This window comes from Clostridium lapidicellarium (assembly GCF_041224415.1).
Lineage (GTDB): Bacteria > Bacillota > Clostridia > Clostridiales > Clostridiaceae > Clostridium_B > Clostridium_B lapidicellarium.
On the sequence record NZ_JBGFFE010000004.1, the window covers coordinates 117,660 to 141,485 of the forward strand.

Here is a 23,826-nt window from a genome sequence, read left to right on the forward strand (position 1 = left end):
AGTTTACAGATCTGCAAACTCATCCACTAAAATGTCAAAATCCTTGTCGAACATAGTTCTCAAATCCATTACAATTTCATCGTTGGCTATGCGGACGATTACTGGAATACGTGCCTTTCTCAATTTTCTATCTACTTCCTCAGGAGGCATTTTACAGCTCCTGGCTCTAATTACATAGGTGGGTATTTTTTCTTCAGGCATAGAGCCCCCGCCTACCATAGAATAATCACTGTCTACCGTAAATTCAAAATCAGGTACTTTATTTTCCAGCTTTTCTTTTAAAATACGAGCCCTTTTCTCCTGCTTCTGGCTGCTGCTTAACATCATATACAGTGTGGGAATATTTTTTACAGCTTCTTTTTCATCCACATAATACTTAAGGGTACCTTCAAGGGCGGCAAGAGTCATTTTATCCACTCTCAATGCCCTCAAAAGCTGATTTTTTTTCATTTTGTCTATATATTTCTTTTTCCCCACAATTACTCCTGCCTGCGGTCCTCCCAACATCTTATCGCCGCTGAAAGTGATCACATCTATGCCGCACTTTACGCTTTCCTGTACTGTTGGCTCGTGTGTAAATCCATACTTCGAAAAATCTATCAAGGTACCGCTTCCTATATCCTCTACCACAGGTATCCTCTTTCTTGCCGCAAGTCTGACCAAATCTTCGGCAGGCACTTCCTCTGAAAATCCAATCACCCTGAAGTTTGAAGTATGCACTTTCATAAAAACACCTGTATTTTCATTTACTGCATTTTCATAATCCTGAATATGCGTCCTATTGGTGGTTCCAACTTCCACAATATTAGAACCGCTGTACTTCATCACTTCCGGTATTCTAAAAGAGCCTCCAATCTCTACAAGCTGTCCCCTGGACACTATAGCTTCTTTCCCGCTGCACATGGTATTTAAAACCAAAAGCACTGCAGCGGCATTATTGTTGACAACCAGTGAACTTTCAGCTCCTGTGATATCTTCAATTATTTCCTCAACATGTTCATATCTTGAACCTCTAGTGCCCTTTTCCAAGTTATATTCCAAATTGCTGTAGTTACTGGATACATTAATTACGTTTTCCAGGGCGTTTTTACATAAAAGTGATCTTCCAAGATTAGTATGTATAATAACACCCGTAGCATTTATCAAGCCCTTGAAATTCGATTGTTTTTTCTTGTCAACTATTTCCTTGAATTTTTCAAGTATTTCTTTTTCAGAAAAATCTTCTATTTTATCACGCAAAATAAGATCTCTGTAAAAATCTATAGACTCCCTCAGTGAATTCATCACAAGCACTCTCATAGTATTGTTCAATTCAATTTTTACAATTTCACAATTCAGAAGTTCATCAATTTTGGGAAGTTTTCTCAGTAATCTATTCTTTTCCAAATTACGCCCTCCTCATACAATTACATACAGTTTTTTTACTCCACAATTATATATTTTTTCCCCTCTAAAGGCATGACTTCACCTATTATAGAAGGTTTTATCTCCAAACTGCAGGTTTCATTCATGATTTTATAAGCTTCCTTTTCAGGACATGTAAAAAGAAGACCTCCTGAAGTCTGAGGATCGAATAAAACATCTTCCATCCACTCTGGAATATTTTTTATATTGTATTTACCTTCTATATACCTTCTATTCTTATATGCACCTGCAGGAACAATTCCCATTTCAGCATATTCTCTGGCCTCGCTTATATACGGAATTTTATTTCCATACAGTTTCAATGTCACATTGGATGCGGATGCCATCTCATAGCTGTGACCCATAAGCCCAAAACCCGTTACATCCGTGCAGGCAGTTATGTCATGCTTAGCTATCACTTCACCCACATATTTATTCAGGGTAGACATGACCTTAACTGTTTTTTCATATGCATCTTTAGATGCAATTTCACCTTTTATAGCAGTAATTATTATGCCTGTTCCAATAGGTTTGGTAAGCATTATCCTATCCCCTATTTTACATCCAAAATTTCTAAGTATCCTGTCAGGATGTACCAGACCCATAACGGACAATCCGTATTTGGGTTCATTATCATCTACCGTATGGCCGCCTATTACAACAGCTCCCGCTTCTATAACCTTATCAGCCCCTCCTTTCAGTATCTCCCCCAGTACATCAACTGAAAGACAGGAAGGAAAGCAAACTATATTAAGTGCCACTTTAGGTTTTCCGCCCATGGCATATATATCACTGAGAGAATTTGCCGCAGCAATCTGTCCAAAGGTATATGGATCATCTACCACCGGAGTAAAAAAATCAAGAGTTTGAATCACCGCTGTTTCATCATTCAATTTATATACAGCGGCATCATCTGAAGTTTCTATTCCAACCATCAAATTCTTGTCATTCATTTTTGGTAACTTATTCAATATGTTCGAAAGAGTCCCCGGCTCTATTTTTGCGGCTCAACCTGAAGTTCTCGTAAGTTCGGTCAATCTTTTAGCCATCTTTGCCACCTCCATTCTTTCATTACAATTATATAATATCCTGCAATATTTTTGAACAAATAAATCTATCTTATATCTATTTTATCCCTAATTTTATCAAGGGTTTTATCTCCTATTCTATCTATTTTCTTTAAATCTTCCACAGAAGAAAAATCTCCATTTTGTTCTCTATAATCAATTATCTTCTGTGCAGTTATGTCACCTATCCCGGGAATAGTCTTCAATTCTTCCTTGGACGCCCTGTTTACATCAACCTTGCCGTCATTTCCTATATGATTCCCTGAAGATTCCGGAGAAACAGGGTTTCCTGAAGCATTATCCTTTTTACTGTCCACGTATATGTAATCTTCATCTTTCAGTTTCTTGGCCAAATTCAATCTGTAGTTATCGGCTTCATCTGTAAAACCTCCGGCAGCCTTTATTAGATTTTCCACCCTACTATTATTTTTTAACCTGTACACTCCCGGCTTTTTAACCTCCCCATTTACGTAAACAGTTATCCCACCGGAGTTATTTTTAGCAGTAGATTCTTCCTTAAATATATCCCCGCCGGTACTCTCGTCAACTTTCACTTCTCTTGAATTGAAATATCCTACAATTAAAAATATAAGAAATACGCCTAAAATCACAAGGGAGCCTATTATTTGCTTTTTATACTTCATTTTTTTCCTCCTTTCAATCTTCAGCATCAAACTTAAAATATACTGCCTCAAACAGCATAATTTGCATCAGAATGTATTTAAGTTTATAATTTAAATTATTGACAGTTTTAAAAAATTTTATTGACAATATTATTTTTTTATGCTGTTTGAGGATAATTTCAAAGGAGGAAAAAATGAAAAAAACAATTATATTCATATTGCTGCTTTTATTTATCTACTCGGGCAATTCATATAATGATGTTTATGCCAGAGAAACACCTCCTTCCGTTTCTGCCGACAGTGCAGTCGTACTGGATGCAACCACCGGCAAGGTTTTATATGCTAAAAATCCAGATTCAGCTTATCCACCGGCATCTACCACTAAAATAATGACCGCTTTGCTCACACTGGAAAATACAAATCTGAATGACAAAGTTATAATAGGAAACAATCCGCCAAAGGTAGATGGAACTAGGTTGGGACTTCTTCCAGGTGAAGAAGTTACTGTAAAGGATTTATTATATGGACTGTTATTGGCCTCCGACAATGACTGTGCTGAAGCATTGGCAGAGCACGTCAGCGGTTCGTCAGATAAATTTGCAGTAAAAATGAATAAAAAGGCAAAGGAACTTGGGGCAAAAAATACAAATTTTATAAACCCCACCGGATTGTTTAATGAAAAACATAAAACCTCTGCAAAAGATCTATCCCTCATAATGAGAGAATTATGCAAAAATCCTGAATATTCGAAGATTGCCACCACTATATCCTATACAATTCCACCTACAAATAAATCTGCAAAACCGAGAACTGTCTGGAATGAAAACAGGCTTGTACAGAAGCAATCCAAATATTATTACAGCGGATGTGAAGGTGGAAAAACAGGATATACTATTCAATCTCTTCACTCATATACGGCAGCAGCCACAAGAAATGGCGAAACATTAATCATAGCTTTAATACATGATAAAAATAAAACTTTCTTCCCGGATTCAATATCCCTATTTAATTTTGGATTCAACAATTTTCAATTGGTAAAATTGTATTCTAAGGGGGATTTAGTTACCACTTATAGTAAGAATAAACTATCTGTCCCCCTTTTGGCAGGCTCTGATTTCTATTATATCAGGGAAAAGGATGATAAAAATCTTCCTCACCTAATTGTCAAAAAGGAAAATCTGAATTTTAAATTTTTTAAGGTAGGAGATATAGTAAGTAAAGCCAATGTGTATTTTAAAGGAGAAAATATAGGGGAATTAAATCTTTCAAGTGGAATCAGCCACGGTGAAAAACAGATACTGAATTCAGATATTATTGAGAACATAATAATGAAAAACAAATATATAGTTCCAGCTGCAGCAGTATTGCTGATCGTGATAGCTGTATTCGCTATAAAAAAATTCATATTCTAAATAGTTGAAACCTATTTTATTTTTCCTATTAAGTCCACAATATCCTGGGGAATATCGGCCCTGAGTTCCATTACTCCATTTCCCCTCGGATGTGGAAATTTGAGTCTATAGGCATGAAGTGCCTGCCTGTCTATATATTGGCTGTCATCCTCCGTTCCATACAGGGTATCTCCATACAGCGGATGACCCAAATAGCTTAGATGGGCTCTGATCTGGTGGGTTCTGCCGGTTTCCAGGGTAAGCTTCAACAATTGATCTTTCTTGAAATCACACACTACTTTATAGCGGGTTATACTTTTTTGTCCTCTTTTATCTATGACTCTTCTTATACCGGCTTCTCTATCCCTGTATATAGGCAGATCTATAATACCTTCCTCATTTTCCATTTTTCCGTGGATAACAGCTATATAATTTTTTTCAAAGTTTTTGTCTTTCATATCTCTTGCCAGAGACATATGTGCAAATTGATTTTTGCCAACTATTATAAGACCTGAAGTATCCCTGTCCAGTCTATTAATCAGCCTAACTATACAGTCTTCACCTTTTTTTCTAAAATAATATGTAATTCCATTGGCCAGGGTACCGCTGGGATAACTCTTTGTAGGATGGACCACTACACCGGGCTGTTTATCCACAACCAACATATCTCTGTCTTCATATATGACTTTTATATCCATTTTTTCAGGTTCTATATTTTGAGATTCTTTTTTTGCAAGATTCAAAGAAATATTTTCACCTGCTTTCACTATATGATTTAACTTTGCCCTCCTATCATCTACTTCCAGCCGTCCGTCTAAAGCTGCCCCTCTTATAAGCCTGCTTGAGAGTCTCTGAACTTTTTTTAAATATGCCCTCAATTTCAATCCTTCTTCTTCAGTTTTGACTTCAAATACTATTTTATTTTCTTCCATTTAATAAAGTCCCTTCCTTAAAGCACTTCAATATACTTTATACTTTGAAAGGAGTGAACTTTCAAAAGTTCACTCCTTTATTAAATCTATCCTATTTTTAGTCCAGCAGTGCTATCACTTCTACCTCTACCAAAGCATCTTTGGGAAGCTTTACTTCTACACAGGATCTTGCAGGCATATCTTTTTTGAAATACGTAGCATAAACTTCATTTACAGCTGCAAAATCTGCCATATTTTTTACATACACAGTAGTTTTAACAACCTTGTCAAAGGATGTTCCCGCCTCTTCAAGAAGAGCTTTTATGTTCTCCAAAGATTGTTTAGCAGCTTTCTTAACATCGCCTGAAACAAGTTCTCCCGTAGCAGGATTCAGTGGAATCTGACCTGACGTGAACAAAAAGTTCCCAACTTTAACAGCTTGTGAATACGGTCCCACGGCTCCTGGTGCTTTTTTTGTACTTATTATATTTTTTTCCATAATAAAACCTCCTAGAAAACTTAATTAAAAAACAACTTGCAAAATATTATTACTATAACAATATCATTATATCAAATATTTACCCTAACGGTAAATGTTTTTTATATTCATTTTTTTGCAAATTAAATAATTTCTGCCTTCAATCGTATTCATGTGAAGCAGCTGATTCCTCGATATAACAACCTCTATAGTATTGTTAAAAGCATCAAGCAGGGCATCATCCAAATTTACAAGGGCCTTTTTCCTGAGATCTTCTACCCCCGGAAAATCCCTCAGAGGTTCTATATAATCTGAGATATATATTATTTTCTCTAAAAGATTCATATTCTTTTTTCCCGTAGTGTGATATTTTATGGCATCCAGTATTTCCTCATCATAAATCCCCATATCGTTTCGGGCTATTACGGAAGCAATACTCCCATGTAAAAGCTGGGGATTTGCTTTTGCCACTTCATCTACATTTATATTATTTTTACTTGCTATATCCAATATTTCCTCATTTGACATATACTTAGCACAATCATGAACAAGCCCTGCTGTACGTGCCTTATCAATATCGGCGCCATAGATTTTTGCCATTTTAACAGCTGTATCTCTCACGCTGAGGCTGTGTTCGTATCTGCTCTCTTTTAAATTTTCTTTCAAATATTCGATAATTTGTCCCTCATCCCACATAGTTCATCACTCCAAAATCAAAATTATAATTATTCATCTATACAGGCCAAATTTTTCAATAATATCAGAAACATTTTCCGGGAGAAGATAATCAACTCTTCTCCCTTCTCTCATGTTTTTTCTTATAGTAGTGGAAGAGATATCCAAAAGCGGTGCATTTAGATATATTATCTCAGTAGAATATCTGTCCTCAATTTTTTTCTTCTGTCTTTTTATGCTTTCCTTGGTGAAAGCCGGAAAGTTCGGCCTGTTAAATACAATGAACTGACATAATTTAAATATATCATCTACCCTTTTCCAATTTTGAATATCCATTAAGCAGTCCATGCCAACAAGAAAATACCATTTAGTATCCTTTTCTAATTTGCTAAAATGTTCTAATGTGTTATAGGTGTAACTCAAATTGGGTCTATTTATTTCGTAATCACTCACAGTAAATTTACCTTCCGACTCAATAGCACTTTTCACCATTTTATATCTCAGGGAACCATCCGTAACATACTTTTTCAATTTGTGAGGCGGATTACCCGTCGGCATAAATACTATCTCATCCAGTTTTAATCTATAAAGCGCCTCATAAGCTATGTGTATGTGACCGATGTGTATTGGATCAAAGGTTCCTCCAAAAATAGCTTTTTTAATCATATGTTTCTCCCCATTTACTTATAATTATATGACGTAGTCGAATTCAAAATCATTGAGCCTAACTACATCCCCATCTTTAATTCCCTTTTTTTCTAAATCTTCAATAACACCTTTATTTTTCAGAACCTTATAGAAATACCTCCATTCATCGGGATCATTTACATTTACACTGTCAAGCAGCCTGTCAACAAAGTCTCCCTCAACTATATATACATTTCCTTCTTTTCTTATGCTGTAGGTGAATTTCTTTTCCTCCGGTATAAATTTATCCTCTTCATTTATTTCCACATCCGTGATAGGTATGGAATCAAGCATTCTGGCAGTCTCCTGCATGAGTTCCCTCATACCGCTCCTTGTAGCACAGGATATTTTAAATACTCTGGTATATCCCAATTTCTTCAATTCATCTTTAAAATTCTCAAAGGACTTATTGTCATATAAAATATCTGCCTTGTTCGCAGCAATTATCTGAGGTTTATCCCAGAGTTTCACATCATATTTTTTTAATTCATTATTTATCTTGACAAAGTCATCAACAGGATTTCTCCCTTCTATACCGGATATGTCCACTACATGTATCAAAATTCTGGTTCTTTCAATATGCCTCAAAAATTCCGTTCCCAATCCTACACCTTCTGCCGCACCCTCAATTATACCAGGTATATCGGCAATTACAAAACTTCTAATTCCCTTTACATCAACTACCCCAAGATTGGGCGATAACGTTGTGAAATGATAATTTGCAATCTTAGGCTCGGCTTTGGTAACCACCGACAGAAGCGTCGATTTACCTACATTGGGAAAACCCACAAGGCCCACATCCGCCAATAATTTTAATTCAAGGCTTATATATCTTTCTTCACCTGGCATTCCAGGTTCGGCAAAATTCGGCGCCTGTCTTACGGAAGTAGTAAATTTCACATTTCCTCTTCCGCCCTTCCCGCCTTTTGCCACCAGACACCTGTCACCGGTATGGGACAAGTCTGCCATTATTTTATCGCTATTCACATCTTTTACAACTGTACCCAGAGGAACTTTTATATAAAGATTCTCCCCATTTTTTCCTGAGCATTTCGAACCGGAACCATCTCCGCCCTTTTCTGCCCTATACTTCCTCCTATACGCAAAATCCAGCAGAGTAGTCATATTTTTGTCCACTACAAGTATGACATCTCCGCCTTTTCCTCCGTCTCCGCCGTCCGGGCCTCCAAGTGGAACATACTTTTCTCTTCTAAAAGATACGGATCCGTTTCCACCGTCGCCAGATCTTACAAATATCTTAGCAGTATCTACAAACACTTCAAGTCACTTCCCTCCTGTAATTATATTATACACACCTAAACAGGTTTTAAAAAAGCACCCTTACCAGGATGCCTTAATAAAATACTTATTCTGCTGCCGCTTTCTCTACCTCTACCGGGTAAACACTTGCTTTCTTTTTATTCTTGCCAATTCTCTCATATCTGACTACACCATCAATTTTTGAAAATAAGGTATCATCAGATCCTCTGCCTACATTATCTCCGGGATGGATCTTGGTTCCTCTTTGTCTCACCAGTATATTTCCTGCCAAAACAAACTGGCCGTCTGCGGATTTAACTCCAAGTCTCTTGGATTCGCTATCCCTGCCATTCTTTGAGCTGCCCACTCCTTTTTTATGGGCAAACAACTGAAGGTTCATAATCAACATACAGCTACACCTCCTTAACTTTTACACTTATATATTTACTAAAATTAATTTCCATACTCTTTAAAGCAAGCAACATAGTTTCCACAAGTACTTGACATTTCAAAATATCTTCTTTTTTCATACTTTCAAGCGAAAAACTCAATAGTCCATCGTCTATGGAATAATCAAGGTCCAATTTCAGCACTTCCGTTATTCCAATAACAGTACTTTGAGACACAGCAGAAACAGCACTGCAGACCAAATCATACTTTCCCTTTGAATATTCTGCATGCCCCTGAAGCAAAGCCGAAACCAAATTGCCGGATTTTTTTTCAAAAACTGCCTCAATCATAACTATGCATCGATCTTTTCGATCTGTAATTTTGTATAAGGCTGTCTATGTCCCTGTCTTTTTCTATAATCTTTTTTGGCCTTATACTTAAATACTAAGATTTTCTTGGATTTTCCCTGGGCTAAAATTTTAGCATTGACTTTAGCTCCTTCAACTACAGGTTTCCCAACAACTACTCCTGTATCATCCTTATTCACCATAAGTACTTTATCGAGTTCGACTGTTGAATCCACTTCACCGTTCAATTTCTCAACGTAGATAACATCGCCCTCGGAAACTTTATACTGTTTTCCTCCAGTTTCCACAACTGCGTACATTCAAAACACCTCCTCACTCCAGTCTCGCCTAAAAGGTATATGCAAAAATACTTTCACATATTTTAAAAAAACCTTTTTTGTGCGGTCTACAGGTGTCATTTTAGCACATATACCTTCCTTTGTAAAGCTTTTTGAATTTCTTCAATTCACTTTGAATCCCTTAAAATCGTCAAGCTGGCTGTCAAACACAAGCGGCTCAAATTTATAGAATGACTTGCTGCCACCATAGGTAATATACACTCCCATGTCTTCGGCATTTATATCCTTTATGAATTTTTTCATATTCTTTTCTATATCTTTTTTATAAAATGGATTCATACTGATATGAATATTTCTTATCTCTTCATTCTCCTTTATATTTAGGACTTCATTTCCAATGAGTACTGTCATGTAAGATAATTTTATCTTTTTACCCTTTCCACGGCAATATGTACAATTTTCTTCCATATAATCATATATTGGTTTTCCCTTTCTTCTTCTGGCTATCTGGACTAAATTCAATTCTGTAAAATCATATATCACAGTTTTATTTTTATCATCTACAAATCCACTTTTTAATTTATCCAGCACTTTCTTTCTGTCGCCTTTTTTGTCCATGTCTATGAAATCTATTAAAATTATTCCATTCAAATTTCTAAGTATTATCTGCCTCGTAATTTCCTCTGCGGCCTGTAAATTTGTAATAAGCACGGTTTTATCCATTGTCCTACCTTTTATATTTTTACCTGAGTTAACATCTATGACGAACATGGCCTCCGTCCTGTCTATAATTATATAACCCCCGCAGCTTAATTCAACCCTTCTGTTTAGCAATCCAAGTATATCCCTTTCAATATCATAGGCCGAGAACAAATTTCTGCCGCCTTTATGTAATACCAGTTCTATCTCCGCATTGCTTACATATTTTAAGAACTTCTCCGTATAGGAATAATCCCTTTCATCATTTAAATATATCTTGAGTCTGCTGCCATTTAACTTGTCTCTTAAAGTTTCACCAAGTATCCCGCCTTCCTCAAATATCAGCCCTGGTTTCAAAGAATATGTTCCCTTTCTTTTTATGCTGCTGCAGCACTTGGACAATTTATTTATTTCATTATTTATAACATCCGGTTTTACATTCTGGGCATCGGTTCTTATCATAATACCCGTGTCTGCAGGAAGTTTCACCTTTTTCCTTACACTTTTTTCAAAGTCCACATTGTCTATCTTTCTTGAAAACCTTATGTTTCCCGGAGGGCCACACAGAACACAGTATTTGCCGGGTATGCTTATATTCTTTACAACTTTTGGTCCTTTACTGCCATAGCTTTCCTTAACAACTTGAACCAAAATATCCTGACCTTTTTTCAAATTAAGATTTTCAAATCTGCTGTCCATATACATATAGGCATTTTTACTGCATCCTATATCTATAAAGGCACACTTTATAGCAGGAACTATATTTTTCACAACGCCCTTGTATATATCACCCGGGTAAGCAGCACCATTTTGTTCTTCCATAAGACATTCCTTCAAAATTCCATTTTCTCTTATAACAATTCTCAGAAGTTCCATTCTTCTTTCAACAAATATTTCTTTCAAATACAGCCCCCCTTTATTTTAAAATTATTTCCTACTGCACGTATTTTATGTATTCACAGAGAGGTACCAGTTTGTTCCCTATCTTACCGTACATTTCCTTTCTAACTATATTTACAAAATGATCAACATTTACGTCTTCCGTATTATGCTGTATAAAGTGGGCTAAAAGCTGTGGGGACAGATTTTCTACACTTCCGCAGCAGAGCACAGTATGGATAGTCAGTTTATTATCTTCAACGGCATATTTTATTGACTTTATGAGTTTTCTGATATCCACTCTGTGTTCCCCTTTCTTGGTCTTCTTCAGATCATACCAGTGATCTGTCTTCTCCAGAACGCTCAAATTTTCACGCAGCTTGCCGGTGTCGTCATACTCAATACCAATAACGTATTCAGCAGCACTTATACTTGCCATGGATTTAAACGTTTTGGAATTTTCATTCCTTTTGACCCTGCAGGCTCTCAATATTCTTATACCTTCAGGAGCACTGCAATTCAGTCTTCTCACAATCTCGCCCTTCGGAATATGCTCTTTCAAATATAAATCCATATATTCGCCGGTAGAATAAATTCCCACGGAAAGGGGCTGCGCTATAGACATATTTATATGCGGGTTAAATCCCCTGGAATACTCTACAGGTATTCCCGATCTTCTTATCATTCTCTGCAGAGTCCTCATTAGATCCAGGTGGCTTATAAATTTTATATTCTCACCTTTACTGAACTTTATCAAATACTGTTCCCTCAAAACATTTCCCCCCTAAATTGACATTAACACCGCAATTTCTGCATCCAAGCCTACAATCCGGGGTAACAAGAGCACTTTTGGCCTTTTCATTCTCCTCTATCAGAAAGCTCTTGTTGACTCCTGTATCTATAAAATCCCAGGGGAGCACTTCATCGTAGCTTCTGTCCCTATAGGCATAAAAATCTCCGCTTACACCACACTCTTTAAAAGCTCTCTTCCATATATCAAAATTGAAATACTCCGACCAGCTGTCAAATTTAGCCCCATTCTCATAGGCCTTTATTAGAACATCACACATCTTTCTATCCCCCCTGGCAAATACAGCTTCCAAATAACTGAGTGGAGTTTCATGCCAGTTGTAGAATATATGTTTGCTTTTTATGGACTTTCTTATGATTTCTATCTCCCTTCTCACATCCTCCATGGATATCTGAGGTGCCCATTGAAATGGCGTAAATGGCTTAGGCACGAATATAGATGTGCTCATATTTACCTTAAGTCCCTTTTTTCTCTCCTTTTTCGGGATCTTGTAGTATTCCCCTGCAACCTTTTCAGATAAATCCACTATTCCCCGTATATCTTCCATAGTCTCATAGGGAAGTCCCACCATAAAGTACAATTTTATAGTAGACCACCCCGACTTGAAGGCGCTGCTTACACATTCCATAAGATCCTTTTCCGTAACACCTTTGTTTATAACATCCCTCATTCTCTGGCTTCCCGCTTCAGGTGCGAAAGTAAGCCCGGTTTTCCTTACCTTTTGTATTTCATTTATAAGCCCTACAGAAAAAGAATCCACCCTGAGTGAGGGCAGAGAAACACCTACCTTGTCTTCTCCATATCTTTCAATGAAGTTATATACCAGATTTTTTAAATCTGAATAATCACATATACTCAGAGATGTAAGTGAAACTTCCGAATAGCCCGTGCTCTTTATAAGCTTATCTACTTGTTCCAACAATTTGGAAGTGCTTTTTTCCCTTACAGGTCTGTATATCATACCCGCCTGACAAAATCTGCATCCCCTAGTACACCCCCTGAATGTTTCCAGAACTATTCTGTCATGTACTATATCTGTGAAAGGTACTACAAGTTTATCTGGATAATCCGCTTCATTGAGGTTCTTGACTATTCTCTTGGTAACCTTTGCGGGAACATCTTCATAAATAGGTTCAAAACTCTTTACAGTACCATCCTCGTTATAACCTACGTCATAAAACGAGGGGACATAAACCCCTCCTATGTGACATGCTTTTCTCAGAAATTCCGATTTACTTCCCCTGCAGTTTTTATAAAGATCTATGATTTCGTTTATCTGATCTTCCGACTCGCCTATGGCAAATAGATCTGCTATATTCCAAAGTGGCTCTGGATTATAGGCACAGGGTCCGCCGCATATAACTACCGGATCCCCCTCACCTCTTTCTGAGGCTCTTACAGATAGGCCCGCCAGATCCAGCATATTCAAAATATTGGTATAACTCATCTCATATTGAAGTGTAAATCCTATAAAGTCAAAATTTGATATGGGATCTTTACTTTCCAATCCATATAGGGGAACATTATTTTCCCTCATAAGCCCTTCCATATCTGGCCACGGTGCAAAAACCCTTTCACAATAAGTGTCATCTCTCTCGTTTAATATATAGTAAAGTATTTTCATTCCAAGATGGGACATTCCCACTTCATATACGTCGGGAAAGCAAAATGCAAATCTGACATCAACTTTGTCTTTATTCTTCACATATGAATTCAGCTCTCCTCCGGTGTACCGCGCAGGTTTTTCCACTCTAAATAATATATCATCAGAAATTCTATTCATGAACAAATTCCTCCTGTTAGACATCATCTCTATATTTTAGCATAAGCCCGCACGGTTCACAATGCAAATGTCAAATTCAGGGATCCTTTGTTTCACTTATTTTGATAAATTTTTCTATAGTTATATTTCCATACAACTTTAAAGCTTCTATTATTTCCTCTTCGTAAATTATATCCACTACATTCATATTTTCATCCAGTACCATGAATATATTGTATTTGCTTTTATCAAACAAACCCATTGCAGTGAGCAAATCCTGTTTGTAATATATGGATACATTTCTGTTTTCAATGTATCCCCTTTTTAGAAATTTATATTTTTTCTTGATAATATCACCCATTATTATATATGATACCCTTTCATTTTCTTTTAGGGACGACGCCACTATAAGTACTCCTATTATTCCAATATTAAAATTGTTATTTCCATTAAAAAACAGAAATATATAAAAGAACATGAGTACTATTCCAATAAATATGCTTGAAACTATCATTATCCTGTTTGCTTTTTTATAGGTTATCTTCAAGTTCAGCGCACTTCTGAGTATTCTCCCTCCATCAAGCGGAAATGCCGGGATCAAATTAAATAAGCCTATGACTAGATTTACAGAAAAAAGCATATAGCACAGGCTTGAGTTAGAAATATGATATATCAAATAAAAAAACATACTTAAAACCAGGTTAGCTGCAGGTCCGGAGGTTGAAATCATCAAATCCTCTTTGGGGAATGCTTCATCTATATCTTTAAGCTTTACCACTGCACCTACCGCTATAAACTCTATGTCAAACCCTGAAAAGTTGTAATATCTAGCTGTAAGGTAGTGAACCACTTCATGAAAAAAAACTACAATAAATGTACAAATAAGTTGTCCTTTATAACCTACGACAATTAAAAATGCCACATAGGGTATAAAATATTTGCTCATTCTAATCACGGAAATACCTCTTAACCATTAATCTTTTTCGTCTATTTTAAGCTGTTCAACTACATCTTTGACTCTGTCCCCAATATAATTTATATTTATACTTTTCAATTGGGTTTTTAATTTACCATAATCATAATTCTCACTGACAATTTTCTTGGAATAATTATACAAATATTTGCCCTGAGAATTTGAAACCAGTTTGCAGGTTATAACAAATACAAATAATATCAGAACTCCGGCTAAGTCTCTTATAATTCTCTTAGTTAAGTAATTTGTCTTTTTTGGTCCGCTTCGATAAGGTGAATAGTTCATTTTTCCTTTCAGGGACTTATAGTACCTCTCATATTCCAGATCGTAATGCCCCATTTTTTAACCCCCTTTGAAATGTATATATTAATATATATTTAAACATAACTGCAATTATTCCTAACCTGCACTTTGCCGTCATTAACCTGATTTTTTCATTTTCAGCAAAATAAAAAAGATTCAACACTAAAATCAAAATGTTTCAGTATCAAATCTTACCAAATATAAAATCAAAAACTAATTTTACCTTCTCAGGGCCTTTGCAAATATCTCTGCTGAACCGAGATTAGTAGCCAATGGCACACAGTGTACATCACAAATTCTAAGCAGTGCTGAAATGTCCGGCTCATGGGGCTGGGCAGTAAGAGGATCTCTTAGAAATATAACCATATCCATTTCTCCCTGGGCTACTTTTGAACCTATCTGCTGATCTCCTCCCATTGGCCCCGAAAGAAACCTATGTACCTTTATACCTGTCATATCGCTTATCAATTTCCCGGTAGTTCCTGTAGCAAAAATCTCATGATCCTTAAATACATCTTTATATCTCTTTACAAAATCCACAATATCATCTTTTTCCTTGTCATGTGCTATAAAAGCAATTTTCATATAAATATATCCCCCTAAAAATTAATTTTTCTTCTCCTCATACCTATATTCAATATTAAGGACAATTCTATAAAAGACGAGAGGATAGAACTACCCCCGTAACTCATAAAGGGAAGAGTAATACCGGTTATAGGCAGCAGTCCAACTGTCATGCCTATGTTTTGAAAAATTGAGAACAATATAGTAGATATTATCCCTACACACACCATAGTTCCAAAGATATCTTTGGACTCTTTAGCTATTTTTATAGCCCTGTACACTATGATCATATAAAATATTATCAATACCAGACACCCTATAAGTCCCCATTCTTCCCCCACTACAGAAAATATAAAATCAGTGTGAGATTCCGGAACATAACCTCCTGAAATCTGGGTACCCTTCAGGAAACCCTTCCCTAAAATTCCTCCGGAACCAATTCCTATTTTTGACTGTGTAACCTGAAGGGAAAAAGATGCCTGATATTTTTCAGGATTAAACAGAGATATAATTCTCATCTTTTGATAATATTCTATAAGCGATGAGTTCCATGCAATTGCTCCCAAAGTAAAAATTCCTAAAAATCCTCCCAATATTACCTTGAAATTTAATCCTGCTATAAAATACATCCCGAGAACAGCAAAGAAACACACCATAGTCATCCCCATATCAGGCTGACTTACAATGAGTGCCATGGGAATGAGGGCATATACTGTGAGTTTAGCAATATTTTTAAAATTGTTAATCCTGCCTTCCATATCATCCAGCTGTTTAGCCAGCATTACTATAATTCCGACTTTGGCAAATTCAGAAGGCTGCATGGAAATACTTCCAATTCTAATCCATGAAGATGCTCCGTTTACCGTATATTTAAAAAATGGGATACAATTAAGTACAAGCAGAAATACGCCAAACCAATAAATTATGGCAGCGTAATCTTTTATAGCAGCATAATCTATCAAAAGCAGCAAATAGACCAAAGCAAGTCCTACAGCTATCCACACAAGCTGGGCCTTTAAATAATAGGAACCGCTGTTTACATGGGATGCGCTGTAGATATTTAAGCTGCCAAACAAACATATAATTATAACAGTAATAATTATAGGAAAATCAAATTCTTTTAAAAGTCTTCTACTTATAGTGAATTTTTCAAGCATTTCATATACCCCTCCAATATAACTATAATGATTATACCACAGGGAAATAAAAAAGCCATGAATAAATTATCAACAGTTACCTGTTGTTTTTAACTTTTTTTATAGGTATACTAGCCACTAACGCAGCTGAATCTCCATTTACTTTTTCAGGAGTTGTCATTTTCACATCTATTTCTGAACAATCTATTTCCATATATTTCGAGAGTACTTTCAATATATCTTCTTTTATATTTTCAAGTACATCTTTAGAAACACAGCATCTATCATGTATTAATATCAATCTCAACCTTTCCTTGGCTACATCTTTAGAAGATGACCTGGAGAATATCTTAAACAAGTCCATTATCTTACCTCCCTATTTAATGCCAAATAATTTTTTTATAGATGAGAAAAATCCTTCCTGTCCAGCACTTAAATCCATTATGGGTATTTTCTCTCCTGTAATTCTTCGGGATATGTTCCTAAAAGCCTGTCCTGATACAGTTTTATCATTTAATACTATCGGCTCTCCTCTGTTGGTGGAAATTGTTATATTTTTATCGTCTGGCACTACTCCCACAAGTTTTATAGCCAAGCTATCCAATATATCATTTACATCCAGCATATCCCCACTTTTTGTCATCTTATAATTCAGTCTATTTATTATAAGCTGGTGATCCTCCAATCCCTTAGAATCAAGTTTTCCTATGACTCTGTCGGAATCTCTGACAGAAGTTACCTCTGGATTCACTACAATAAGTGCCCTATCCGCACCTACTACGGCATTTTCAAAACCATGTTCGATTCCTGCAGGACAATCTATTATGACGTAGTCATATTCCTTTTTCAGTTCATGAATTAAATTCATCATCTGATCGGAACTCACATCATCTTTATCTCTCGTCTGTGCCGTAGGCATGAGATAAAGGTTTGTCAGTCTTTTGTCCCTTATAAGGGCCTGCTTTAACTTACATTTGTTTTCAACCACATCCAACAGTGTAAATACAATTCTATTTTCAAGACCCATGAGCACGTCCAAATTTCTGAGCCCTGTATCTCCATCAACCACCACAACATTTTTCCCCAAGAGAGCAAGTCCTGTACCTATATTAGCCGTAGTAGTAGTTTTTCCTACACCACCTTTGCCTGATGTTACTACAATTGTTTCTCCCATATATGCTGCCTGATTTTCAAACATTAGACAAATCTGCTATCCAATAATCAGGCCTTTTCACCTCTTCTTTCTCTCTTATATTTTTTATTTTTATCTATTATCAATTATTCTCAATATTCTAAGTCTTGAACAAAAAACCATCTACAACACATTATACTAAATGTAATAAAAATAATCCATAATATTAAAAAACTTTCATATTCCAATGAATGCCAGTTTAACTCAGTATCAACATATAAATTGGAATAGCCGCCAGGCTGGCAATAGTTGTCACAACTGTATTTACTGTAGCATATTTGTAATCTGCATTATAATTTCTTGAAACTATAGCCGTATTTGTCATAACAGGCATGGCAGCCTGGATTACAAATACATTTTTCATAAGTGTTGGAACAGAACCGCGGCATAACAAAAGCATGATTACCGGACAGACAAAAAATCTTCCCAAGAGTATTGCCAATACATCTTTTCCAAACTCCAACTCTTTAAAGTTTACAAAATAAATTGTTATTCCTATAAATATCATGGCTAGGGGAGTAGTTAAATTTCCAAAATATCTGCACGTATCCAGAAGGAATTTGGGAACATGAACATTTAACAGCACCAATGCGGATGCCAGTACAAAGCCTATAAGCGGCGGTGAGATAATCCTCTTCAATGTATCAAATGAGAATATTCTGGCAGTATCTCCCTGGCCGTCCCTGCTTATTTCATAAGCGCCAAGAGTCCAAAAAAATGAAGTATTTGCTATATAATACAGCAGTACATCCGGTATACTCTTTGTACCGAATAAAGCCATATTCACAGGCAGGCCGATAAATATCGAATTTGATACAAAAAACATGGATCTGAAAGTGCCAATCCTCCCTTTTTTAACTTTTATAATTTTAGAAATCACCACGGCAATTACATAACAAATTGCCATGGATGCAAAGGGAATATACAGCCCTCTCGCCATACTAATCAATTTGTCTTTATTAAAATTTTCTTCAAACTGGGATATCATAAGGCATGGAATAGCCAAATTGCAGACCAATTTTGAAAAAGCCTTTGAAGAATCCTGACCCAGCCATTTTTTATAACATAAAAAATAGCCTGTTGAAACCATTATAACTATACTCAATACACTTTCCAATGCATTTAAAATTACCATTCTATCCTCTCCCTAATAGCATCAAATTCAAACATATTTATTGGGGAGATAAGGTTCTACTATGATTGTATTCCCTTTTATCCTAGCTACTTCGGGATATTCAGGTCTAACATTATCCTCAGGGGACCTGGTAACTATATTTGAAATCTGGAGCATTTCCGGCTGAAGGCAAATCGATGCAACTATGGCTTTGGAATTGCCGCCAAATCCGGCATGAACATAACCTCTAAGTGAACCAAAGACTATTATGTTTCCCCCTGCATATATTTCCGAGCCAGCATTTACATCTCCAATTATAACTATATTTCCCGAGTAATCTATAACTTGTCCACTTCTTACGGTCCTTCTCAAGAATTTGGTCCTTCCCTCATAAATTCCCGAAAATATTTTGTTTGGTTTTTCATTGCTGTCCTCAAATATACAATCTTTTATTAAAAATTTTTCAAATAATACATCTTTGAGTTTGGCAAATTGCCTCTGATTTATGTATTTTAATTCCGTGGTTATCTTGATAGTGCATCCTCTATAAAACATGCTTCCCACGGAAAGTCTTTTAATTAAGTATTCGAGCATCTCCTCAAAATCTTTAAATCTATTCATATTTATAATTACATTTATCCCATCTCTATTGCCCTTAACCATTATACTATTATCTATCATATCAGCCTCCACAAGTCACATATAATAATAATTCAATACCTTCTATATAATTCCTTCTCAAACTATATTATGACATAAAATTTGCGAATAGACTAAGCTATTCGCAAGTTATTTTTATTTATTGCTGTTCTGTCCGGTAAGAGTACCATTTGAAGTAAAATATGCAGAATAAATATCTCTCGCCACAGTAGCTGCTCCTTTTCCACCCTGTCCACCATCAAACAGAACCACGGCCACAGCTATCTGAGGTTTGTCACTTGGGGCAAAGCCAATATATTCAGCATAATCGGTTCTTCCCACCTGTTCTTGATTTCCCAAACTCTGGGCAGTACCGGTTTTACCTGCAGTACCTATTGGAAATCCTGCAAATACTTTTGCTGCCGTACCTCTTTCATTAACAGCGCTCATTCCGGCTTTAACTGCCTGTAAATTATCCTGGCTTATGCCGGTTTTCTGTATAACTTCCGGATTGACCTTTTCAATAACTTTTCCATTTGGATCCAGGTACTGCTTTACAAGATGCAATTTATATCTGGTACCGCCATTGGCAAGAGTTGCAACATAATTTGCTATCTGAAGAGGTGTAAATTGGTTTAACCCCTGACCTATAGCGGCATTTTCTATATTGGCAGGTACCTTCAACTGTGCATGGGCATCTGAAATAGTTATACTGTATATCACATTTATCAGATTGTCCATCTGACTGTCACTGACATCTTTTTTATTATCGGGATCTTCAACTGCAAGTTCTGAAAACAATTTTTTATATTCCGACCTGTCAAAGGAACTGGTCCCATCTTTTATAGAATTCCTTATCAGTGTCTTGATATTGTTCTTGGTCGCAGTAGTTTGATTGGAATCGTCATTTCTGTCATATAAATCCACGGTAACTACCTTGTGTCCAAAATCATCCTGACCGTTTTTAAGTATTGACATGGTTTTCCAAAGATAAGTGTCTGCATAGACATTTCTATTTGAAGCAGTATTATACACCTGTCCGTACTTTTCCGGTATCTCTATTCCCGTAGCCGGTTTAACACTGCTCTTCGGGTTTGCACCAAGTCCAAATTTCCATGCATACTTAGCCAGGATATCATCTCCAAAAGCATCCCTGAGTTTTTTCCCCACTGTCATGAAGTAGGGGTTGCTGGATTTTTGTATGGCAGTTATAAGATTTACAACTCCCTGTGGTCCATCTGTCTTAAACTGTACAATTTTACCGCCCTGATCAAAAAAGCCCTGGTCATTTACAGTAAAAGCTGGAGTTATGGTTCCACTTTCAAGTGCTGCAATGGCCGTCATGGGCTTAAAAGTTGAACCTGGAGGTACAAGTGACTGTGTAGCATAGTTATAAAAAGGCTTCGGATATATATCATAGACATCTTTTCTTATAGTGCTGTTGTTTTTTATGCTCTTATCTATCGGGAAAAGAGTATCCAGCACTTCATTTTCACTTTCTCCCGGGTAATTAGCCGTAATTCCACGTGATTCAATATAATTTTTTCCAAACTGCTCTAAATCAGGGTTAAAATACTGATTGTACATCTCCGAACTAAGTTTGCCCGGAACTGCAAAAGAATTTGGATCATACCTGGGCACCTGTGCCATTGCAACTATACTTCCCGTATTGACATCAATCACCACTGCAGTACCTCTCGTAGCATTTGCAGTATTGGAACCTGTCATCTGATTGGGATTGGATTTGAGATCCGACAGGGTATTTTCAAGTGAAGTCTCAGCAGCTTTCTGAACATCCTTGTTTACTGTAAGCTGTACTGTTTGACCCGGATAAGGTTCCCTCTTGCCAAGTTCTTCAGTTATTCTTCCGTTTTTATTGAGTTTTACTATTCTTCCACCTTTTGAACCCTTAAGTCTATCTTCAAAAGCTCCTTCGATGCCCGCCTGACCTACATAATCACTATTTACATCATATCCTTTTTCCGTATATTTTTCATAGTTGGAGGATATTTTCGATATATACCCTATAAAATTAGAACCCAAATCACCATTGGGATAGGATCTTATAGGCTGCGTAGTTACATCTATTCCCGGAAGTTCATTCAACATCTGCAAAAATTTAAAAGCAGTGTCCTTTTTTATGTTGCTGGCTACAGTCACAGGTTTATACCCGGAAAAGCTCTGCATCTTCAGGGCATCCTTGACAATCATAAATCTTCTCTGCTGATTCAGAGAATAGGCAGTGCTTATATTGTACTGTTTTACAAGCTTTTTAAAAGTATCTTTTGGAGATATCTTTAAAAGTTCTTTGTTAACCATACTTTTTAACTCGTCGTCAGAAATATTCTTGTTTTCACTTTTGATTTTCTTTTCTATAGGTTCATTCAATCCTCTGTCCCTTTTAAACTTAATTTCAAGATTTGTCCTGGTTTTTTCATCGTCACTCTTGAATTCAAATCTAAATGGATTTATCTTGAGTTCGAAATCATCCTGCTGACTTTCGCCGCTGTCATCCAATATTTTAAATACTCTACTCATGGTAGGGAAAAAAACTTTATCACTCTCATCCGCCTGGTTATACACCAACATATATCCCTGGCTGCTGGTAGCCAAAATCCTTCCTTTGTTGTCCAGGATCTTCCCTCTTGGAGCTATATCCGGAATTTCTCTTATGGATTTATTATTGGACTGTTCCTTATAATCCTGGCCCTTTACAACTTGAAGAAAGAAAAGTCTTCCAATAATAACAGCAAAAACAACCAACATAATTACTACAAGCGCAGTGTATCTTGTAACATTGGAATACCTTTTTTCTCTCACAAGGTACCACCTCCACTTTTATAAATTTTTCTCCCCTTAGAATTTCCATTTAACCTGCATATAATCTTTCCTGCAGAAATTATAAACCGGTTTATACATAAAGATACACAAAATCATATCATAAAAAGCAGAGAAAAACACATTTATCATATTTACATACACTCCACCCAAGTAGAGGATACTCCATACTAAAATTCCCTTAAACAGAATCAATAAAAAGCAGGAGATAACGGGAATAAGTCTTTTTTCTTTGATTATGCTGTTTCCTACAACTCCCGCCATGATACAAACTATCATATTGGTAAAAGAATTTATTCCAAATCCCTGGGAAAAATATACATCCTGAAGTATTCCCGCAAATACTCCCAGCCACAATCCTTCCCATTTTCCATTTACAATGGAATAGCAGATTATAAAAATTGACAGCAAACTTGGATAAAATGTTCTTATAGCAAAAAAAGGCATCAACACATTATCCAAGATAAATAATACAATTGACAAGAGAGTAAGAACTAATATTTTTTTCATCTTTTACCACCCTAGTATTTAATATCCACTTTATTTTTGGGAACCACTATGAGCAGTTCCTGAATTTTATCAAAATTTACATAAGGTTTTATCACAGCATTTTTCATTACCTCTCCCTTATCATCTTCTACACTTATTACAGAACCAATTCTTATTCCCTGGGGATATGAATTGTCAATTCCCGAAGTTAAGATTTGATCGCCTTTCTTAATGGTGGATTCCGGGGGAAGATAATAAAGTTTGGCCAGATATTTATTCTCACTGTCCTTATATCCCTTCACAATACCACTGTTAGTTGCCCCACTTGAGGCTGATGAGCCTGCAACTGTGCCTCCCACTGCCAGATTTTCATTAGTCAGGCATTGAATTATGGACCAGTTCTTCTCCACATGGATGACTTGACCCACAAGGCCGTCTGCAGTAACAGCAACCATCTGCTTGCCTATTCCGTCCGCACTTCCCTTATTTATTGCAAATTCATCCAGAATCCCATCAGCACTTTTGCCTATTATGTCACAACCTATATAACTATATTCTGCCCTCTGCTTTTTAAAATTAAGTTCTTTCCTGAGCTGCGAGTTTTCATTTTTTAAAGAATTATATTCTACTAGCTTATTCTTCAATAAACTATTTTCCTTTTTCAGTGTCAAATTTTCATCCTTTACCTCAGAAAAATTTATAATAAAACTTATGCAGTTTTTTATCCCATTGTTAAAACCATACAAACCCTTTTGAATTGGGTTAAAAGTAACACCTATACCATTTCTTAAGACTGATTTGCCGCCGCCCCTGATACTAAAAGGAATTAGAATCAAAAATATAATTGAAAGTATTATTATAGTTACTATCAACTTATTTTTTAAAAATTTCATGG

General features: G+C 36.2%; 26 protein-coding genes. 1 reads left to right on the forward strand and 25 read right to left on the reverse strand.

Annotated features, from left to right (window positions below):
- Positions 1–3 precede the first annotated feature (3 nt).
- The 3 genes from selA to AB8S09_RS04980 form a co-directional block, all read right to left on the reverse strand.
- A complete protein-coding gene (gene selA / locus AB8S09_RS04970) occupies positions 4–1,386 on the reverse strand; it encodes an L-seryl-tRNA(Sec) selenium transferase (RefSeq protein WP_294183640.1) in 1,383 nt (460 codons plus the stop codon).
- 35 nt (positions 1,387–1,421) lie between these two features.
- Positions 1,422–2,453 (reverse strand): selenide, water dikinase SelD, encoded by a 1,032-nt coding sequence (selD, locus tag AB8S09_RS04975; protein WP_367112695.1) that lies wholly within the window; start codon positions 2,451–2,453, stop codon positions 1,422–1,424.
- Between the two features lie 65 nt (positions 2,454–2,518).
- Positions 2,519–3,115, reverse strand: coding sequence for a helix-hairpin-helix domain-containing protein (locus AB8S09_RS04980; protein WP_294183636.1), 597 nt, complete (start codon positions 3,113–3,115; stop codon positions 2,519–2,521).
- 173 nt (positions 3,116–3,288) lie between these two features.
- Between AB8S09_RS04980 and AB8S09_RS04985 the strand changes: the two genes are divergently transcribed.
- Positions 3,289–4,506 (forward strand): D-alanyl-D-alanine carboxypeptidase family protein, encoded by a 1,218-nt coding sequence (locus AB8S09_RS04985; RefSeq protein ID WP_294183635.1) that lies wholly within the window; start codon positions 3,289–3,291, stop codon positions 4,504–4,506.
- A gap of 11 nt (positions 4,507–4,517) precedes the next feature.
- Here the strand turns inward: AB8S09_RS04985 and AB8S09_RS04990 are convergent, their stop codons facing one another.
- The 22 genes from AB8S09_RS04990 to mreC form a co-directional block, all read right to left on the reverse strand.
- The gene (locus tag AB8S09_RS04990) at positions 4,518–5,417 is read right to left on the reverse strand and encodes an RluA family pseudouridine synthase (protein WP_294183634.1); all 900 of its coding nucleotides are present in this window, start codon (positions 5,415–5,417) and stop codon (positions 4,518–4,520) included.
- A 97-nt stretch (positions 5,418–5,514) separates the two neighbouring features.
- Positions 5,515–5,895, reverse strand: coding sequence for a RidA family protein (locus AB8S09_RS04995; RefSeq protein WP_294183631.1), 381 nt, complete (start codon positions 5,893–5,895; stop codon positions 5,515–5,517).
- A gap of 84 nt (positions 5,896–5,979) precedes the next feature.
- On the reverse strand, positions 5,980–6,570 hold the full coding sequence (yqeK, locus tag AB8S09_RS05000) for a bis(5'-nucleosyl)-tetraphosphatase (symmetrical) YqeK (protein WP_294183628.1): 591 nt from the start codon (positions 6,568–6,570) through the stop codon (positions 5,980–5,982).
- 33 nt (positions 6,571–6,603) lie between these two features.
- Positions 6,604–7,215 (reverse strand): nicotinate-nucleotide adenylyltransferase, encoded by a 612-nt coding sequence (nadD, locus tag AB8S09_RS05005; protein WP_294183626.1) that lies wholly within the window; start codon positions 7,213–7,215, stop codon positions 6,604–6,606.
- Between the two features lie 24 nt (positions 7,216–7,239).
- Positions 7,240–8,514 carry a GTPase ObgE gene (gene obgE, locus AB8S09_RS05010; RefSeq protein ID WP_294183624.1) on the reverse strand — a complete coding sequence of 425 codons (1,275 nt, stop codon included), beginning with the start codon at positions 8,512–8,514 and terminating at the stop codon, positions 7,240–7,242.
- Positions 8,515–8,602: 88 nt separating this feature from the next.
- On the reverse strand, positions 8,603–8,905 hold the full coding sequence (gene rpmA / locus AB8S09_RS05015; protein ID WP_294183622.1) for a 50S ribosomal protein L27: 303 nt from the start codon (positions 8,903–8,905) through the stop codon (positions 8,603–8,605).
- Between the two features lie 4 nt (positions 8,906–8,909).
- Entirely contained in the window at positions 8,910–9,236 is a 327-nt protein-coding gene (locus AB8S09_RS05020; RefSeq protein ID WP_294183619.1) for a ribosomal-processing cysteine protease Prp, read from the reverse strand.
- Between the two features lie 2 nt (positions 9,237–9,238).
- Complete coding sequence (gene rplU, locus AB8S09_RS05025; RefSeq protein ID WP_294183616.1) at positions 9,239–9,553, reverse strand: 50S ribosomal protein L21; 315 nt, start codon at positions 9,551–9,553, stop codon at positions 9,239–9,241.
- Between the two features lie 141 nt (positions 9,554–9,694).
- Entirely contained in the window at positions 9,695–11,134 is a 1,440-nt protein-coding gene (locus tag AB8S09_RS05030; RefSeq protein ID WP_294183614.1) for a ribonuclease E/G, read from the reverse strand.
- A 31-nt stretch (positions 11,135–11,165) separates the two neighbouring features.
- Positions 11,166–11,882, reverse strand: a complete 717-nt coding sequence (locus tag AB8S09_RS05035) for a TIGR03936 family radical SAM-associated protein (RefSeq protein WP_294183612.1) — start codon at positions 11,880–11,882, stop codon at positions 11,166–11,168.
- On the reverse strand, positions 11,851–13,704 hold the full coding sequence (locus AB8S09_RS05040; RefSeq protein WP_369868596.1) for a TIGR03960 family B12-binding radical SAM protein: 1,854 nt from the start codon (positions 13,702–13,704) through the stop codon (positions 11,851–11,853). The genes AB8S09_RS05035 and AB8S09_RS05040 overlap by 32 nt, the downstream gene beginning before the upstream one ends.
- A gap of 76 nt (positions 13,705–13,780) precedes the next feature.
- Positions 13,781–14,638, reverse strand: a complete 858-nt coding sequence (locus AB8S09_RS05045; RefSeq protein WP_294183608.1) for a M50 family metallopeptidase — start codon at positions 14,636–14,638, stop codon at positions 13,781–13,783.
- An 18-nt stretch (positions 14,639–14,656) separates the two neighbouring features.
- Complete coding sequence (locus AB8S09_RS05050; protein WP_294183607.1) at positions 14,657–14,995, reverse strand: endopeptidase; 339 nt, start codon at positions 14,993–14,995, stop codon at positions 14,657–14,659.
- Between the two features lie 183 nt (positions 14,996–15,178).
- Positions 15,179–15,544 (reverse strand): methylglyoxal synthase, encoded by a 366-nt coding sequence (mgsA, locus tag AB8S09_RS05055; RefSeq protein WP_294183606.1) that lies wholly within the window; start codon positions 15,542–15,544, stop codon positions 15,179–15,181.
- Positions 15,545–15,558: 14 nt separating this feature from the next.
- On the reverse strand, positions 15,559–16,680 hold the full coding sequence (gene rodA, locus AB8S09_RS05060) for a rod shape-determining protein RodA (RefSeq protein ID WP_294183604.1): 1,122 nt from the start codon (positions 16,678–16,680) through the stop codon (positions 15,559–15,561).
- Positions 16,681–16,756: 76 nt separating this feature from the next.
- Complete coding sequence (gene minE, locus AB8S09_RS05065) at positions 16,757–17,023, reverse strand: cell division topological specificity factor MinE (RefSeq protein ID WP_294183602.1); 267 nt, start codon at positions 17,021–17,023, stop codon at positions 16,757–16,759.
- A 12-nt stretch (positions 17,024–17,035) separates the two neighbouring features.
- Positions 17,036–17,833 (reverse strand): septum site-determining protein MinD, encoded by a 798-nt coding sequence (gene minD / locus AB8S09_RS05070; protein ID WP_294183702.1) that lies wholly within the window; start codon positions 17,831–17,833, stop codon positions 17,036–17,038.
- 217 nt (positions 17,834–18,050) lie between these two features.
- Positions 18,051–18,986 (reverse strand): AEC family transporter, encoded by a 936-nt coding sequence (locus tag AB8S09_RS05075; protein ID WP_294183601.1) that lies wholly within the window; start codon positions 18,984–18,986, stop codon positions 18,051–18,053.
- Positions 18,987–19,013: 27 nt separating this feature from the next.
- Complete coding sequence (gene minC / locus AB8S09_RS05080) at positions 19,014–19,646, reverse strand: septum site-determining protein MinC (RefSeq protein WP_294183600.1); 633 nt, start codon at positions 19,644–19,646, stop codon at positions 19,014–19,016.
- Positions 19,647–19,760: 114 nt separating this feature from the next.
- Positions 19,761–22,424 (reverse strand): penicillin-binding transpeptidase domain-containing protein, encoded by a 2,664-nt coding sequence (locus AB8S09_RS05085; protein WP_369868597.1) that lies wholly within the window; start codon positions 22,422–22,424, stop codon positions 19,761–19,763.
- A gap of 36 nt (positions 22,425–22,460) precedes the next feature.
- Complete coding sequence (mreD, locus tag AB8S09_RS05090) at positions 22,461–22,952, reverse strand: rod shape-determining protein MreD (RefSeq protein WP_294183596.1); 492 nt, start codon at positions 22,950–22,952, stop codon at positions 22,461–22,463.
- 11 nt (positions 22,953–22,963) lie between these two features.
- Positions 22,964–23,824: a rod shape-determining protein MreC gene (gene mreC / locus AB8S09_RS05095; RefSeq protein ID WP_294183594.1), complete on the reverse strand. Its 861-nt coding sequence runs from the start codon at positions 23,822–23,824 to the stop codon at positions 22,964–22,966.
- Positions 23,825–23,826 lie beyond the last annotated feature (2 nt).

Coding starts and splice junctions, on each gene's coding strand:
- AB8S09_RS04980 (WP_294183636.1), bottom strand. CDS start 3,115: ATGAAGTATAAAAAGCAAATAATAGGCTCCCTTGTGATTTTAGGCGTA.
- AB8S09_RS04985 (WP_294183635.1), top strand. CDS start 3,289: ATGAAAAAAACAATTATATTCATATTGCTGCTTTTATTTATCTACTCG.
- AB8S09_RS04990 (WP_294183634.1), bottom strand. CDS start 5,417: ATGGAAGAAAATAAAATAGTATTTGAAGTCAAAACTGAAGAAGAAGGA.
- AB8S09_RS04995 (WP_294183631.1), bottom strand. CDS start 5,895: ATGGAAAAAAATATAATAAGTACAAAAAAAGCACCAGGAGCCGTGGGA.
- yqeK (WP_294183628.1), bottom strand. CDS start 6,570: ATGTGGGATGAGGGACAAATTATCGAATATTTGAAAGAAAATTTAAAA.
- nadD (WP_294183626.1), bottom strand. CDS start 7,215: ATGATTAAAAAAGCTATTTTTGGAGGAACCTTTGATCCAATACACATC.
- rpmA (WP_294183622.1), bottom strand. CDS start 8,905: ATGTTGATTATGAACCTTCAGTTGTTTGCCCATAAAAAAGGAGTGGGC.
- AB8S09_RS05020 (WP_294183619.1), bottom strand. CDS start 9,236: ATGATTGAGGCAGTTTTTGAAAAAAAATCCGGCAATTTGGTTTCGGCT.
- rplU (WP_294183616.1), bottom strand. CDS start 9,553: ATGTACGCAGTTGTGGAAACTGGAGGAAAACAGTATAAAGTTTCCGAG.
- AB8S09_RS05040 (WP_369868596.1), bottom strand. CDS start 13,704: ATGAATAGAATTTCTGATGATATATTATTTAGAGTGGAAAAACCTGCG.
- AB8S09_RS05050 (WP_294183607.1), bottom strand. CDS start 14,995: ATGGGGCATTACGATCTGGAATATGAGAGGTACTATAAGTCCCTGAAA.
- mgsA (WP_294183606.1), bottom strand. CDS start 15,544: ATGAAAATTGCTTTTATAGCACATGACAAGGAAAAAGATGATATTGTG.
- rodA (WP_294183604.1), bottom strand. CDS start 16,680: ATGCTTGAAAAATTCACTATAAGTAGAAGACTTTTAAAAGAATTTGAT.
- minE (WP_294183602.1), bottom strand. CDS start 17,023: ATGGACTTGTTTAAGATATTCTCCAGGTCATCTTCTAAAGATGTAGCC.
- minD (WP_294183702.1), bottom strand. CDS start 17,833: ATGGGAGAAACAATTGTAGTAACATCAGGCAAAGGTGGTGTAGGAAAA.
- AB8S09_RS05075 (WP_294183601.1), bottom strand. CDS start 18,986: ATGGTAATTTTAAATGCATTGGAAAGTGTATTGAGTATAGTTATAATG.
- minC (WP_294183600.1), bottom strand. CDS start 19,646: ATGATAGATAATAGTATAATGGTTAAGGGCAATAGAGATGGGATAAAT.
- mreD (WP_294183596.1), bottom strand. CDS start 22,952: ATGAAAAAAATATTAGTTCTTACTCTCTTGTCAATTGTATTATTTATC.
- mreC (WP_294183594.1), bottom strand. CDS start 23,824: ATGAAATTTTTAAAAAATAAGTTGATAGTAACTATAATAATACTTTCA.